15 protein-coding genes are annotated in these 16,422 nt (G+C 32.9%); 4 read left to right on the top strand and 11 right to left on the bottom strand.

The genetic code is table 11. The features are described 5' to 3' along the window. Nucleotides 1-549 precede the first annotated feature (549 nt). The 6 genes from BUA99_RS07265 to BUA99_RS07240 all read right to left on the bottom strand — a co-directional run bounded on the left by BUA99_RS07265 (nt 550) and on the right by BUA99_RS07240 (nt 4,384). Nucleotides 550-774, bottom strand: coding sequence for a hypothetical protein (locus BUA99_RS07265; protein WP_072990211.1), 225 nt, complete (start codon nt 772-774; stop codon nt 550-552). Between the two features lie 240 nt (nt 775-1,014). Next, nucleotides 1,015-1,821, bottom strand: a complete 807-nt coding sequence (locus BUA99_RS07260) for a TPM domain-containing protein (RefSeq protein WP_072990208.1) — start codon at nt 1,819-1,821, stop codon at nt 1,015-1,017. Then, nucleotides 1,821-2,258 (bottom strand): TPM domain-containing protein, encoded by a 438-nt coding sequence (locus tag BUA99_RS07255; protein WP_072990205.1) that lies wholly within the window; start codon nt 2,256-2,258, stop codon nt 1,821-1,823. Before BUA99_RS07255 ends, BUA99_RS07260 begins: the two co-directional genes overlap by 1 nt. Nucleotides 2,259-2,352: 94 nt before the next feature. Continuing rightward, nucleotides 2,353-2,940, bottom strand: a complete 588-nt coding sequence (locus BUA99_RS07250; protein ID WP_072990203.1) for a LemA family protein — start codon at nt 2,938-2,940, stop codon at nt 2,353-2,355. Between the two features lie 58 nt (nt 2,941-2,998). Beyond that, nucleotides 2,999-3,331, bottom strand: a complete 333-nt coding sequence (locus BUA99_RS07245; RefSeq protein WP_072990200.1) for a MerR family transcriptional regulator — start codon at nt 3,329-3,331, stop codon at nt 2,999-3,001. Between the two features lie 75 nt (nt 3,332-3,406). Continuing rightward, nucleotides 3,407-4,384 (bottom strand): M23 family metallopeptidase, encoded by a 978-nt coding sequence (locus BUA99_RS07240; RefSeq protein ID WP_072990197.1) that lies wholly within the window; start codon nt 4,382-4,384, stop codon nt 3,407-3,409. 343 nt (nt 4,385-4,727) lie between these two features. On the opposite strand from BUA99_RS07240, the gene alaS reads away from it, so the two are divergent. The 4 genes from alaS (at nt 4,728) to BUA99_RS07220 (ending at nt 10,069) form a co-directional block, all read left to right on the top strand. Beyond that, complete coding sequence (gene alaS / locus BUA99_RS07235) at nt 4,728-7,373, top strand: alanine--tRNA ligase (RefSeq protein WP_072990194.1); 2,646 nt, start codon at nt 4,728-4,730, stop codon at nt 7,371-7,373. A gap of 209 nt (nt 7,374-7,582) precedes the next feature. After that, complete coding sequence (locus BUA99_RS07230) at nt 7,583-8,353, top strand: hypothetical protein (RefSeq protein WP_072990191.1); 771 nt, start codon at nt 7,583-7,585, stop codon at nt 8,351-8,353. A gap of 142 nt (nt 8,354-8,495) precedes the next feature. Further along, on the top strand, nt 8,496-9,446 hold the full coding sequence (locus BUA99_RS07225; protein ID WP_072990189.1) for a GSCFA domain-containing protein: 951 nt from the start codon (nt 8,496-8,498) through the stop codon (nt 9,444-9,446). A 2-nt stretch (nt 9,447-9,448) separates the two neighbouring features. Continuing rightward, nucleotides 9,449-10,069 (top strand): DUF4230 domain-containing protein, encoded by a 621-nt coding sequence (locus BUA99_RS07220; RefSeq protein WP_072990186.1) that lies wholly within the window; start codon nt 9,449-9,451, stop codon nt 10,067-10,069. Nucleotides 10,070-10,176: 107 nt separating this feature from the next. Here the strand turns inward: BUA99_RS07220 and BUA99_RS07215 are convergent, their stop codons facing one another. From BUA99_RS07215 to BUA99_RS07195, 5 genes are all read right to left on the bottom strand, one after another. Further along, nucleotides 10,177-11,916, bottom strand: coding sequence for an aromatic amino acid hydroxylase (locus tag BUA99_RS07215; protein ID WP_072990183.1), 1,740 nt, complete (start codon nt 11,914-11,916; stop codon nt 10,177-10,179). Nucleotides 11,917-12,188: 272 nt separating this feature from the next. Further along, on the bottom strand, nt 12,189-13,322 hold the full coding sequence (locus BUA99_RS07210) for an esterase-like activity of phytase family protein (protein ID WP_072990181.1): 1,134 nt from the start codon (nt 13,320-13,322) through the stop codon (nt 12,189-12,191). 23 nt (nt 13,323-13,345) lie between these two features. Continuing rightward, nucleotides 13,346-13,744: a group III truncated hemoglobin gene (locus BUA99_RS07205; RefSeq protein ID WP_072990178.1), complete on the bottom strand. Its 399-nt coding sequence runs from the start codon at nt 13,742-13,744 to the stop codon at nt 13,346-13,348. 61 nt (nt 13,745-13,805) lie between these two features. After that, nucleotides 13,806-14,342 carry a DUF4136 domain-containing protein gene (locus BUA99_RS07200; protein ID WP_072990176.1) on the bottom strand — a complete coding sequence of 179 codons (537 nt, stop codon included), beginning with the start codon at nt 14,340-14,342 and terminating at the stop codon, nt 13,806-13,808. A gap of 51 nt (nt 14,343-14,393) precedes the next feature. Next, nucleotides 14,394-16,373 carry a urocanate hydratase gene (locus BUA99_RS07195; protein ID WP_072990175.1) on the bottom strand — a complete coding sequence of 660 codons (1,980 nt, stop codon included), beginning with the start codon at nt 16,371-16,373 and terminating at the stop codon, nt 14,394-14,396. Between the last annotated feature and the right edge of the window lie 49 nt (nt 16,374-16,422).

The raw sequence follows: 16,422 nt of genomic DNA, 5'->3' as shown, positions 1-16,422 counted from the left end.
ATGTTATTTAAGAACCGACATTTAAATCTAATTTTAGATTATCAGAAAATCAATAAGAAAGATACGACCCACAATTCACTGTTTCTATATTGTCTTTATAATTTTTTATCTTCTTTATTCCCAAATGCAAAGAGTGGCAACTAGAGTGTTCATACCATAATTATCTGATTCCACATTACTTATTTGATTGATCTGGGTTGAAATTTAAATAGAAAATTTTTTAATAAAATCTTTTACAAAAAAGTAAATTTAGAAAAGTATTAGTTCCTTTTGTTTTATTGAATCTAGATCAAAAATAATATCTTTTTATAATTAAGCTAATTTAAAAAATTACATAAAAACTTTGTATGATAAAATTTCGTAGCTTTTGAGGATTATATTATTAGTAGCTGATACAATCAATGTAAGGAACAAATACTTGTTTGAATGCTGTGTATCTAAACAGGTTGAAAGATTCAAAAACAATAGCATGGACCGAGAGTCAATTTACTATGTGATTTTATTTTACGTTAAAATGTGACAATATAAAGTAATCGTCACTCATACTTTTTAATCGATAGTGCCAACTGGTCGATCTTCATACCAATTTTTAAATGTTTTTGTGGTGGTATATTTATCAATTAAAACCGTGTAAACCATAAATAAAATTAAAATATTGCCCACAATAAATAGGCTTGCTAATGCGGGCATCGTTATATTAGTTTGACATAGACCAACAAATACAAAGACAAATATTGTACAAAACCAAACTGTTTTAATTGCAAAATTTTTCATTTTGTTTTTGTTTTAAAGTTAAGGTAAGAATACTTTTGAATGCGTTAATTTTATTGTAATTTATTAAGATACTATCAATCAAATTTTCTAAAATTGGATAATTGGATTGATGTAGGATTCTAATTAGGAATAACAATTTATAAATCAACGCACATTTTTACTTAAAGCGTTAAAAAAAAGGTCAAATAACATGAGCTGCAAATTGCAGCTCTCGCTCTTTTATTTAGACATGAAGTAAATTTACCAGCCTCCGCTAGATCCGCCACCAGAGAAACCTCCGCCGCCAAATCCACCACCGAAACCGCCTCCACCAAAACCTCCACCGGAAGATCCTCCGCCAAAACCTCCTCCGCCGCCACGTCCTAGACTACTCAATAAAATAACGTCTAATAAGCTTGGTCCCATCCCACCACCATTGTTTCCGGAGTTTCCACCGCCTTTGTTACGTGCTATTAATGCAATTATAATGACAACAATTACAATTATCGGAAAAAAAGGAAATCCCTTATCTTTAGATTTTTTGACTCTTTCTCCTTTATATTTTCCTTTGAAAACATCAAATAAAGCATCGGTGCCTTTATCTAAGCCACTGTAGAAACTTCCTGATTTAAATTCAGGAATAATAATATTTCGTATTATTTCACCTCCAAGGCCCGCTGTTAATCGGTCTTCTAATCCATAACCAGGATTTATAGCGATCTTTTTTTCAGCTTTCGCCAATAATACAATAACGCCATTATCTTCTTTTGCAGTTCCACCAATGCCCCAAGTTTGAGCCCATCTTGTAGCTAGTTGACTAACATCTTCTCCTTTTAAACTTTCAATGGTAATTACAACAATTTGAGTAGTAGTAGAATCTGAATATTTGATAAGTTTATCCTCTAATTGTGCTTTTTCTGTTGCACTTAAAACATTCGCATAATCATAAACTGATGTTTGAAAATTAGGTTTTTCTGGAATTGTAAATTGAGCAACGCTGATTTGAGTGAATAATAAGCAAAGAAATAGTTTCAGAGAAATTATGACACATTTTTTATTTAATAACATTATCCTTTTGATATTTCGTTTGATAATTCATTTGTATCATCTTTTAAATAGGGGAAATACTTTTGTAATTGTTCTCCTGCTTTTGTAATTCCATCAACAAGTCCTTGTTTGAAATTGCCACTTTTAAAGTGTGAAACCATAATATCTCGTGTAGAATTCCAAAAATCATCATCAACTACATCATTAATTCCTTTGTCTCCGCAGATAACAAAATTACGATCTTCAACAGCCAAGTAAATTAGGACACCATTTTGAAGCTCAGTTGCATCCATTTTAAGATCGTTAAAAACTTCCATGGCGCGATCGTAGGCATCCATAGAAGTTCTTTTTTCTAGGTGAACTCTTATCTCGCCTGATGTGTTTTTCTCCGCTTTACGGATAGCTTCAACAATTTCTTGTTCTTCTTCTTTAGTTAAAAAATCTTCTACTTTTGACATTTGAATAATTTATAAATGAAAATTAACGATTATTAATTTCAGAAATATTTGTTCTGTAGTCAAAAATCGTTAATCAAAAATTTGAAATCGTTTTTTAAAATTTCACTTCAACAGGTCTGTCTGCACCATCAACGGCTGAGAAATACACTTTTTCTTTGAATCCAAAAACTCCCGCGAATAAGCTATTTGGAAACGTTTTAATATGAGAGTTGTACGGTTTTACAGCTTCATTAAAGCGCGTGCGAGCAGTTAAAATTTGATTTTCAGTGCTTGCTAATTCATCTTGAAGCTTCAAGAAGTTTTGATTTGCTTTCAAATCAGGATAAGCTTCCACAGTCACTAGTAATCTTGATAAAGAACTGCTAACTCCGCTTTGCGCTTTATTAAACTCTTGTAACTGCTCTGCAGTAATATTTGTAGGATCAATTCTTACAGAAGTGGCTTTTGAACGAGCTTCAATTACAGCTGTTAATGTGCTTTTTTCAAATTCCGCAGCTCCTTTAACAGTGTTTACTAAGTTGCCAATTAAGTCATTCCTTCTTTGGTAAGCAGTTTGAACATCACCCCAAGATTGTTCAACATTTTGATTTAAAACAACCGCCGTATTGTTAATTCCTTTAAAAAAGCTGTAAAGTGCAAAAATAACAACAGCTCCAATAATCCAAGGCAAAAATCTTTTCATGTTTGTATAATTTTAAGTTTAATATTAGTGTTTATTTAGTTTAATGTTTTCCTTTCTACTACAATTCATTTTTAATATTAGTTAATTGTATTCGTATTAATTCTAGTTTTCGAATAATATCAAATTTATCCAAAGTCTTTTTTTGACCCTCTTTTAAGTGTGTTTTTGCACCTTCGAGTGTAAAACCTCTTTCTTTCACTAAATGATAAATTAATTGCAAATTAGTAATATCATCTGGTGTAAATAATCTATTACCTTTCGCATTTTTTTTAGGCTTTAGGATATCAAATTCACTATCCCAAAAACGAATTAAAGATGCGTTTACATCAAATGCTTTAGCCACTTCGCCAATACTAAAATATCTTTTATCTTTTGAAAGTTCAATATGCATTGTACTCTATTTTGTCTTTTTTATTGAACAATTGTCTTTAATTAATTGATTTCGCTTTATAAAAAGCTCCTCTCATTAATCTAATGATTGGTTTTCCTGATTTGCTAAATGAGCTATCGCAACATATTCAGCAGCTGATATGTTTCCGTAATAAAAGTTAAGCGGATTTACTACTTTCCCATCTTTATGTACTTCGTAATGTAAGTGTGGAGCCTCAGAGCGACCAGTACTTCCTACGAATCCTATAATGTCCCCTCTTTTAACACGTTGACCTGCTCGCGACTTGTATTTGCTTAAATGCGCATACAAGGTTTCGTATCCAAATCCGTGCCGAATCACGATGTGATTTCCATATCCTGAGGCCGAATTATCTGCTCTAGTTACCACGCCGTCGCCAGTTGCGTAAATAGGAGTACCTGTTTTTGCTGTAAAATCCATTCCTTCATGCATTTTCCTTACTTTTGTAAACGGGTCTGTTCTATACCCAAAACCAGACGCCATGTGTTTTAAATTTTCGTTTCGAACAGGTTGAATGGCCGGAATGGCAGCTAAAAAATCGCTTTTGGCAGCTGCTAATTTTAAAATGTCATCCAATGATTTTGACTGAATTACCAATTCTTTTGTTAGGATATCCATTCTTTTAGCAGTGTTTGTAACTAATTGTGAATTGTCATATCCTTCTAAGATCTTATAGCGGTCTACTCCAGGTAAGCCTGCTTTGCGTGTTGAATCTGGAATAGCAGTTTTATTGAAATAAACACGATATAAATTATTGTCTCTGTCCTCTATAGCATTTACAACGCCATTTACCTGATCCATTTTTTTATTTAAAATGGCATAATTTAATTTTAAATTCTCAATCTCTCTTGCTTGAAGTCTGTCCTTAGGGGTTTCAAAATAAGGTGTGTTTAATAAAATAACAAAACTTAATAAACCAAATAATGCAGATGCCAATAAAAACAAAACAACAACACCGAATTTTTTTCTTTTTCGTGTTTTAATTTTTCGATAAGCAAGATTTTCAGAATCGTAATAATATTTTACTTTCGACATATTTTAAAATACCCTATTTTTGCACAATGTAAAAATCGTAGGAGAACAAATTTAAGAAATGTTTCATTTGTAATACGCTTTTTTTATAAATATATATAATAATGTGCCTATTTAGGTATTCGTTGTAAGTTTTCGTTTTAAAATCTTTATTCGTATTAGCCAGTATTCCCACAAGCTATCTGGATTTTTCGGTCTCTGTCAAAGTTGAATATAAATTGATTTTAAAACTTTTAAGCTTATTACTTTTATCTGAGGCAAAAAAAATAGATAATTAGAAAGTTATAACATTTATGCATTTTCTAACTTTCTAATTATCATATTGAATAATTTTCTTTTTAAAAATATGAAATCACAAGACGTACGTAAACATTTTTTAGATTTTTTCGAATCAAAGGGACATCTAATTGTTCCTTCCGCTCCTATAGTTCTCAAGGACGATCCCACGTTGATGTTTAACAATTCAGGAATGGCGCAATTTAAAGAATATTTTCTAGGAAACGCAACGCCCAAAAGTAATCGAATAGCTGATACGCAAAAATGTCTTCGTGTTTCAGGAAAGCACAACGATCTTGAAGATGTTGGTTTTGATACCTATCACCATACAATGTTCGAAATGCTAGGTAACTGGTCTTTTGGAAATTATTTTAAAAAAGAGGCTATCAATTGGGCTTGGGAACTTCTTACAGAAGTATATAAAATTCCAAAAGAAAATCTTTATGTTTCTGTTTTTGAGGGAAGTGTCGAGGAAAATGTCCCTTTTGATCAAGAAGCATGGGATATCTGGAAGGGATTGATTGATGAAGACCGAATCATTCTTGGAAACAAAAAAGATAACTTTTGGGAAATGGGTGATCAAGGTCCTTGTGGTCCCTGTTCTGAAATTCATGTTGATTTACGCAATCAAGTAGAAAAAAATGCAGTTTCAGGAAAAAGTTTAGTGAACAATGATCATCCACAAGTAGTTGAAATTTGGAATAACGTGTTTATGGAATTTAACCGTAAGGCAGATGGTTCACTAGAAAAATTACCTGCTAAGCATGTAGACACTGGAATGGGATTCGAACGTTTGTGTATGGCTTTACAAGGAAAAACATCTAACTATGATACCGATGTTTTTACACCACTTATAGAAAAGTTAGAGCAAATTACAGAATTTAAATATGTAAATAATAATGTCACTTCAAGCGCAGCTGAGGAGAAAATTAATATTGCAATGCGGGTAGTGGTTGATCACGTTCGCGCGGTTGCGTTTGCAATTGCTGACGGACAATTACCATCTAATACGGGAGCTGGATATGTGATTAGAAGAATATTGCGTCGTGCCATCCGTTACGGATTTACGTTTTTGAATACTAAAGAGCCTTTTGTTCATCAATTAGTTGCTGTTTTAGCCAACCAAATGGGAGCGTTTTTTCCAGAAATTAAATCCCAACAACAATTGGTTACTAATGTGATTCGGGAGGAAGAAGCATCTTTTCTAAGAACTTTAGATCAAGGATTGCAGTTGCTGGACAAAGTTATAAACGACGAAAAAGGGAAAATAGTAGCAGGAACAAAAGCATTTGAGCTGTACGATACATTTGGATTTCCAATCGATTTAACAGCTCTTATTCTCCGAGAAAAAGGATTAGAACTTGATGAAGCTGGTTTTGCTGTAGCCATGCAAGAACAAAAGAATCGTTCGCGTGCCGCATCTGAGGTTTCAACTGAAGATTGGTCTGTTTTAATTCCTGGTTCTGAAGAAACATTTGTAGGATATGACAAATCAGAAAATGAGGTTAAAATCACTCGTATTCGTAAAATAGATAGTAAAAAAGACGGTATTTTATACCAAATTGTTTTAGATAATACACCATTTTATCCAGAAGGTGGCGGACAAGTGGGAGATCGAGGTGTTTTGGTTTCAGCGAATGAAACTATCGAAATCATTGATACTAAAAAAGAAAATAACTTGATTTTGCATTTTGCAAAACAATTGCCGGAAAATCTAAATGCTAAATTTATTGCCAAAGTAGATAGCGATTTATTAGCGTTAACTTCAAGCAATCATTCTGCGACACACCTTATGCATCAAGCATTAAGAAGTGTTTTAGGAACACATGTAGAACAAAAAGGATCATTGGTAAATCCTAAATATTTACGATTTGACTTCTCTCATTTTGCTAAATTAACAGAAATCGAATTGCAACATGTTGAAGATTTTGTGAATACAAGAATTCAAGAGCAATTACCACTTATTGAAAGGAGAGATATCCCTTTTGCTCAAGCTGTACAAGAAGGAGCAATGGCGCTATTTGGCGAGAAATATGGTGATTCAGTTCGCGCAATTAAATTTGGTGAAAGCATGGAGTTATGTGGAGGAATTCACGTAAAAAATACTGCCGATATTTGGCACTTTAAAATTGTTTCTGAAGGAGCTGTGGCAGCGGGTATACGTAGAATTGAAGCAATAACAAGCGATGCCGTGAAAGCACATTTTGCATCTTATGAAAGCACATTGAATGACGTAAAATTAGCATTGAAAAACCCTCAAGATGTTTTGAAAGCTGTACACTCAATACAGGAGGAAAACATTAAACTTTCTAAGCAAATTGAGGCTTTGATTAAAGATAAAGTTAAAAATTTGAAAGTGAGTCTGACTACTGAAATTCAGGAAATTAATAGTGTTCGATTTTTGGCAAAACAAGTAGATTTGAGCCCAGAAGGAGCAAAAGATTTAGCGTATGAATTAGGTAATTTAGGAGATAATTTATTTTTAGTTTTGGCTACAGTAAATACTGATGTTTCGGGAGATAAACCAATGTTAACTTGTTATATTTCTAAAGAATTGGTTGCTGAAAAAAATCTGAATGCGGGACAAGTCGTTCGGGAATTGGGTAAATTTATTCAAGGCGGCGGCGGCGGACAAGCTTTCTTTGCAACAGCTGGAGGTAAAAACTTAAATGGTATTTCAGAAGCTCTTGAAAAAGCGATTGAGTATGTAAAATAATTTTAGTTACTAATTGTTATTCTTAAACAATAGTTGTAGAATGATTTACACCAATAATTAAGACGTAATATTCTGAAGAAAAAGTTGTTAAAGACGTATTGTATTTGAATTTTATGTATTACACCGATGATTATTGCTATTATATTGATAAAATAATAATTCTGCGGTGCTCGAAAAGTAATGATTTATGTAAAAATCAATCAACTGTTATGAAAAAAATCAATCAATTATTTAGCATTTTTTTATTTAGCGTATTTTCGTTCTATTCATGTTCAAATGATAGTATCGAAAAGCCGAAGTTGGTTGCAAAAATGGTCACAACTAATGCAAATGGTACTGGTACAACCACAATCTTCACATACGTTGGTAATGAAATTAAAACTACTGATAACAAGAATTTCCACATTGATTTTCAATATGAAGAGGGCCTAATTGTAAGGAAAATTATTTTTGATAAATCTAATAAAAGTACTGAGACAGTTGATTACACCTACAACTTGGGAAAATTAATTCGTTCTGAATCACTCGATAAATTTAAAATAAAGTATACTCACAATGAAAATAACACGGTGACTTACCAAAAATTTTTACTAATAAGGAATAGGAGTGAACAAAAAGAATATCATGGCGTCTTATATTTAGAAAATGATAATTTTAGTAAAGATGAAAGAGTTTATGATAATACAGTTGCGGGTACCATAACTGAAAGTGAGATAAGCTATGATTATGATGCTCAAAACAATCCAATTTATAACATAAAAGGATTTAAAAAATTACTTGATCACTATCAAGTTATCTCTGCGAACAATAGTATAATAAGTACTGAAGTAAATACAACAATGAAGGACGATAAAGTTATCTCCTCGGCGAAGTCATACTTTAATACCATTAAATATGATTCAGATAATTATCCAAAAGAACAAATTTCCGATAGGAATTTTGATGGTTTTGGAAATCTAAAGACAGAGTATTTTTATTAAAAAAAAGTTCAACCGGATATAAAATTCCCTTTCTTCATTTCTACGGAAAGTGTTTACTATTTCTATTATAACTTTAAATTCTCTTTTTTAAAATTAGATTTATTTGTTCTAAATGGTTGAGATTTGCAGTAAATAGTATAAAATGGAATTCAGAACTCAAATCCCAATTAGCAAAAGTATTTCACCGATCGATTACGATTCTAAAATAATATCAATAGGATCTTGCTTTGCAGTTAATATGGCGGAAAAATTAAATTATTTTAAATTTCAAAATACCTGTAATCCGTTTGGTATTTTATTTCATCCTCTGGCGATTGAAAAAATGTTGAGTTTTGCTATTGCCAAAAAGCAATTCACTGATGATGATATTTTTTTTTACAATGAACGATGGCATTGTTTTGATGCGCATTCTGATTTGAGTAATTCTAGTAAAGATGATCTTTTAGCAACATTAAACACAGTAATTAAATCAATAAATCAGCAAATAGTTGAAGCAACACATTTAATTATCACTTATGGAACTTCGTGGATCTATCGTGACATAGAAAGTAATTGTATAGTGGCGAACTGCCATAAGGTACCACAAAACACGTTCAATAAGGAATTGCTATCTGTTGAGGAAATAGAAAAAAGTATTGCCACTACATTACAATTAATTCATTCGCTAAATCCTGTATGTACTATTATTTTTACGGTTTCACCGGTACGACATATCAAAGATGGTTTTGTAGAAAACCAAAGAAGCAAAGCCAATATAATTAGCGCGATACATGAGACTTTAGATCGTAGACTTTCTACTATAAATTACTTTCCTTCCTATGAAATCATGATGGATGAACTTCGTGATTATCGATTCTATGCTGAAGATATGTTACATCCTAATAAAGTGGCAATAGATTATATTTGGGAACGATTTAAACAAACGATGATTTCTGAATCTAGTTATCATGTAATAAATGAAGTGGAAAATATTCAGAAAGGATTGGCACACAAATCTTTCACTCCAGATTCAGAGAGTCATAAGAATTTTGTAACTAAATTGAAGGAAAAAATAACTAAATTAGAGAATCAATATTCATTCATGAAATTTTAATTATGATTAAAAGAATACTACTAGGATTAGGAATTATAGGTTCAATATTTTTATTATTTAAATATTGTGAGTTTAAGAAAGAGGATGACTCAACAACTATTGACAGTACAGGATTAATACAGCAACAAATTTTAAACGTAGGTAAACTAATAGTTACTGAAGGACATTTCTCAGAGGTAATTACATATAAAAATCAGCAGAAATATCTGCTGGATATGCTTTCTTTTGAAAAAAAAGCATTGGTTGTTGTCAATGCTGATGTTACGGTAGCATACGATTTACACTTAATGAAATATGACATTGATTCTATTAATAAAATAATTACGATTGTGAGTATTCCTAAAGCCGAAGTGAAAATTAGTCCTGACATTCAGTTTTATGATGTGGAGCAAAGCAAGTTAAATCCATTTACTGGCGAGGATTACAATAAAATTAATAAATCAGTAAAGGCAAATTTGGCAAAAAAAATTGAAAAGTCATCTTTAAAAACGAATGCTCAAAATAGACTAATAAGCGAGTTATCTAAATTGCTAATTACTACAAGCCAATTAGGATGGACTTTGAAATATGATGGAAAAGTTATTGAAAGCGAGAAAGAATTTGGACAGCAATTCAAATTATAAGTAATAAGAAAACCGCAGATTCGTAGATTAATTTAAAATCTGCAAATCTGCGGTTTATTTATAGTAGCATTAGCTTTCTCTAAATTAATACGTGGTTGACTTTTAAATCAAATTAAATCCATTCCACCACTGATTAGATGCGCTATTTCTGGTCGTCTATTTTGTAAAACATGAAGATAATCTGTTACCATTTTTACAAGTTCCGATTCGTTTCTTTCTTTTAAAAGTTCTATAATTTCAACTGAGAGTAACCAATCATTGGGATGATCAACTTTTAATTTTTCAAAAATTGGCGCTAAGGAAGTTTTTCTATCTTTTGATTCCCTTATCTTTCTTACCGTATCATATAAAACCTCTAAATTATTGCGTTCAATACTTTGTTTAGCTTTAATAGTTTGACTTGAGGGAACATGCGAAATCAAATCAAAGCTCTTTGCATCGGCAGGACCAGAAAAAGCTGAAATCACTTTCTTACCAACAGCCATATCATAAATACCCCATTCTGGCTGAAACAAAATCATTTTACCGTGAGTCACCGTACAATTTCTAAAACTGATTAAAATTATCTCGCCGTGCAAGTTTCTACTGCCGGTTATAATTTCACCTTTTATGGTAATATCGCCTTCGAATTCTAGAGTAACAGTTTGGTTTTCGGTAATTGAGTAGGCATTCAAATCTCGTGGACTCATGTCCTCAATAGCAAGATTAATTCCTTTTAGTTTTCCAATAGGACTACCAAAACCGTCTAAATGCTTTACTGTACCATGGCCCACTAATTCTTTTTCTCTATAAGATAAGGCTGTTTTTCCAGTAGTTTGAATATAAATTGGCTTTCCTTCTGCTTCAATAACATTAGTGAAAACACCCGAAATTTGTATTCCTGTGCTCAATTCAATAGTTCCTAAAGCATTTGATTGTATTAACTTATTTATTCCAGATAATCCGCCAGTACGCAGTGCCATTTTATTTGCAAATTCCTCTAGTATTAAACTGAGGTAAGCAAAATCAGGAGTGACATAAAGTTGAGGCTGTAATTTTGTAATATCAAAATTTTGGGTTGCCGCCGAAATATCATAAGGTATTTTAATTACATTTTTAGTCATGCAATGAGCACTCTCGCCAATAGATGATAGCAAGCCAGCACCATAAATTTTTGGATTTTCTACCGTCCCAATTAATCCGTATTCAACAGTCCACCAGTGTAAATTCCTAATTTGTGCCATTTCAGAAAGTTCGCCCATATTGTTCTGTAAATCTTCAACTGCTTTTTCAGCAGCATCAATATCAGCTTGCGGAGTATTTTCAGCTTCTTTTAAAATTGAAAGTAATCTAATGGCTTCATACATTTCGTAATCCTTATGAGAAGAGATCGCTTTGCATCCTATTTCGCCAAAACGACGTAAATATTCAGCATATTCCGGATTAGCAATTATTGGCGCGTGACCAGCTCCTTCATGAATAATATCTGGTGCTGGAGTATATTCTATATGTTCAAGTTGCCGAATATCCGAAGCAATAACGAGCACATTATAGGCTTGGAATTCCATAAAAGCATTTGGTGGTATAAAACCATCAACAGCAACTGCAGCCCAACCTATTTCCGTTAAAATTCTATTCATCCCGTACATGCTAGGAATGTTATCCACTTCAATTCCTGTTTTTTTAAGACCTTCCAGGTAGGAACTATGTGCTACTTTTGCTAAGTAATTTACATTTTTACGCATCACGTAACGCCAAACTGCTTGATTAATAGGAGTATAATCACCATAATCTTGCGGTTTAATAAATTGCTTTAAATGCTGTGGCAATCGGTCTAATAACGGATTACTTTCTATCGTTGAGTCCATATCGAAAACGTTGTAGTGTTTTAACAAAAGTACAAATTTCAGGAGCTATTTCCAGCTATTCGTTGCAAGATTTTACAAATAAAAGTCAATTTTGTAAGCTATAAAAAGAGCTTCCGTTGGGCGCTTTTTTATAGCAACAAAATCAGTCTTTCTTTATAAAATGCTTTTCACTGCTATCTGGGCTAGGCTTGTACGATTTTCATCGCAATCTTATAAAAATCATAATATTGATGGTGTAAATGATTCTAAACATCTCATGCAGTCAATTGTGACTATTCTTGAACTTCAAACAAAAATACTTGCGTTTTTTGCGTTGAAGAAAAATTATTATCAGAAACAAATAGTAACGATCGATTGCCGTTAGCTAATTGTGGACCAAAAGTTAATCCTTCAATATTATCGGTATAAATTCCTAAATCATTCATATTCAGAAGTAATTTTTTTGACGATAAATTAATTGTTTGATTTTGTAATGTATCATAATTTTTAACGTCAGTAGCGTCTTTAAAATCGCATAAAAAGACTTTAATGGTGCATGCTTGCGTTCCGGTAGAGTAGGACCGTTCTAATACAAGCAATTGGTTTTTTTTGTAATATTGAATTGCCGCCACACCATTTACTGCAAAAGCATCTTTTGGGTTTGGTTCACGAGCAATAGCGTCTAATTTATAAGCATATTGAGCTGTATTCTTTTTATTTATAGCATTGAATCGATAAATACGAATTAATCCACCATTGTTTGTCGTAGCTTGATTTCCATCCTCAAATAATGGCTCTTCAATGCTAGTATAGATATTTTTATACTTGTTATCAAAAGTGATTCCTTCTAGAGTTCCGTTATTCCTAGGTCCTTTATTTACTTTTTGCATTATTAGATTATCAGGCAATATTAGCTTATCGCTAAAATTACCTTTTAAATCCATAAATGTAATGGACGGATTTTGTAAAATATTTTTTTCTGTGGAAAGCACTCTTGCACCTTCACTACTCCAAATTAATGAATTAGTTTTAGGGTTAAGGCGAATGTCTTCTGGATCAGCGGAAGTCTCTGGATTAATTAGCCAATTTCCAAAAGCTAAACCTTCGGCATTTTTTAGGGTAGTTGTTTCTGTAAAGTCTATAGTTTCTAACTTGTCCTTACTGATTTTGATTTTTGCAGTGTAAAACCGAGAAAGATTTTCTTGCGATCGCTCGTCGCAAATAATATAATATAGATCTTGTTTTTTGTCATAATCAATCCCAGAGAGACCGCCAATTTTTGTGTCCTTGAACTCTAGATTGAACGGAATTTCAATTGAATTGATGAATTTTAATTGAGGGATTTGTCTTGATTCACTACTTTGCTTTAAATTCGAACAAGAAAATAATAAAGTGATTGAAAAAAAGCCAAAGATATATTTACGCATAGAATTGGTCTTTAATAGAAATATTAATGATTTGTATTATGTTTGGCAGCATTCCTAAAATAGTCAATTTTGTGGTGAAACATGGTCGCCATATTTTTTGCTCTAAATTTTGCTTCTTCAACTATTGGACCTGCAAATAAGAGATCAGCAGTTTCTGTGAAAATATCAATCCATCTGTCAAAATGCGCCTTTTCGACAGGTAATTGTTTATGAGGGGGAAATGGACTACCAGAGTACGTGTGCTCATTTAATAAAATAGTTTGCCAGAAACGATACATTTTCTCTAGATGTTCAGGCCAATTGTCTCCAATCTTATCATTAAAAATGGATCCTATTAACTCATCCTTTTGCACCTTAGCATAGAAGGTGTCGACTAATAATTCTATATCTGTCAATGTGGTAATGTCGTGGTTTAAACTCATAATCTTCTATTAAAAAAGCCTACACAAAGGTAGGCTTTAAAGTTTAATTCATTTATTGAAATTATTTTGCTTTTGGAGGAAATTGTGCTAATATTTTAGTAACAAATTCATTTATTACTTTCTCTTTCTCACTTCGATTATTTGTCAAATAGCCAACTCCTTCACCTTGCCACACTAGCTCTTTTTTCTTAGCATCAATCAAATCAATATAGAGTGTTCCTTCAGTAGATGAAGTAACCGAGTTATTACGACCTCCCCACATATATGGATTCCAGCCCCAGCCCCAACCGTAACCCCAACCCATATTGAATTGGTTAACGTCTATTTTTTCTCTTTCTTTTGTGAAAATATTGATCAGCAAATCTGGAGTTTCACTTTTTGTCATTCCTTTTAAAGTAAGTTCAGCGTCAATTGCACGAAGAATTCTTTTCTTATCTAATTCGGAAATTTCTACCTTATCGATTCCTTTCTTGTGGAACGCGTACGTTTTATATTGATTAAAATCTACCTTATTATCGTAATCAGAATACACTTTTACAGAACTACATGAGGAAAAAACCACAAGTAGCAATACGGGGAGGAATTTTATTGCTTTCATACTATATTCATTTTTTTGTTAATTGATTCAATAATTATAATTTCTATTTTTTTAGTCTAATAAATGATCAGCTACTATGTTAGGGAGTGTTATTTTTAATAAAGGTTGCGTCTCCATTGCTCTTTTTATTGCAAAGATAGCACCCTCATTTCTGGCCCAACTTCGTCTAGAGATTCCATTGTTTACATCCCAGAAAAGCATTGATGCTGAACGTTTAGAAGCTTCTTGAGAACCATCAAGAACCATACCAAATCCCCCATTAATTACCTCGCCCCATCCTACACCGCCACCATTGTGGATAGAAACCCAAGTTGCACCTCTAAAACTATCGCCTATTACGTTTTGTATGGCCATGTCAGCTGTAAAACTCGAACCATCGTATATGTTTGATGTTTCTCGGTACGGAGAATCTGTTCCTGAAACATCATGATGATCCCGACCTAAAATAATAGTTGCTATTTCACCATTAGCTATTGCCTGATTAAAAGCCTCGGCAATTTTAACTCGTCCTTCGGCATCAGCATAAAGGATTCTAGCTTGAGAACCGACAACTAATTTATTTTTTTGTGCGCTTTTTATCCACTTTATATTATCTTGTATTTGTTGATAAATCTCTTGTGGTGCATTTTTTAACATTTCTTCTAAAACTTCACAGGCAATTGCATCTGTTTTAATTAGATCTTCTAATTTTCCTGAAGCACAAACCCATCTAAACGGTCCAAAACCATAGTCAAAGCACATAGGTCCCATTATATCTTGCACATAACTTGGATATTTAAAGTCATGTCCGTTTTTACTCATTACATCGGCGCCTGCACGAGATGATTCAAGTAGGAATGCATTGCCGTAATCAAAAAAATAAGTTCCTTTTGCAGTATGTTTGTTAATTGCGGCAGTATGTCTGCGTAACGTTTCTTGAACCTTGATTTTGAAAAGATCTGGATTTTCAACCACCATTGCATTAGCTTCTTCAAAAGATAGCTCAGCAGGATAATAGCCACCTGACCAAGGATTGTGTAAAGATGTTTGATCGGATCCTAAATCAATATAGATGTTCTCTACATCAAATTTTTCCCAAACGTCTACTATATTTCCAAGATATGCAATTGAAACTATTTCATTATTAGTTTTTGCTAAGTTAACTCTCGCAACGAGATAATCAAGACCCGTAATTACTTCATTCACCCAACCCTGAGTATGACGAATATGCGTTATTTTAGGATTTACTTCGGCGCATACAGTTATACATCCTGCAATATTTCCCGCTTTTGGTTGTGCGCCACTCATTCCACCTAAGCCAGAAGTTAAAAATAGTCCTCCTGTTGGATTGCGATTTATTTTTCGAAAAGCATTCAAAACTGTGATCGTTGTTCCGTGGACAATTCCTTGCGGCCCAATGTACATGAAACTTCCCGCAGTCATTTGTCCATACTGCGAAACGCCAAGTGCATTCATTCTTTCCCAATCATTCGGTTTTGAATAATTAGGAATAACCATACCATTAGTCACCACAACTCGTGGAGCTTCCTTATGAGAAGGAAATAATCCCATGGGATGACCGGAATACATTGTTAATGTTTGCTCATCAGTCATTTCTGAAAGATATTGCATGGTTAAAAGATATTGTGCCCAATTTTGAAATACTGCTCCATTTCCCCCGTAGGTTATCAATTCATGTGGATGCTGTGCGACAGCATAATCCAGATTATTTTGTATCATCAACATAATGGCTTTCGCTTGCTCAGATTTTCCGGGATATTGATCTATTGGACGCGCATACATTTCGTATTCTGGACGAAATCGATACATGTAAATTCGTCCGTAGTTTTTTAATTCGTCAGAGAATTCTTTAACTAAAATGTTGTGATGATGCGGTTCGAAGTAGCGAAGCGCATTTTTTAATGCTAATTTTTTTTCGTCCTGAGACAGTATATCTTTCCGTTTTGGTGCATGATTGATTTTAGTATCATAAGTCTTGGTTTCTGGCAAAACTGAGGGAATACCTTGTTGTATATTTGCTTTAAAAGTCATTGATTTACTATAAATTTTTTAATATTTTGAATTTTCATTTGAATACATA

It is taken from the genome of Flavobacterium segetis (genome assembly GCF_900129575.1).
Taxonomy (GTDB): domain Bacteria; phylum Bacteroidota; class Bacteroidia; order Flavobacteriales; family Flavobacteriaceae; genus Flavobacterium; species Flavobacterium segetis.
Note: the sequence above shows the minus strand (reverse complement) of the source record. Positions and strands in the feature narration are given on the sequence as shown.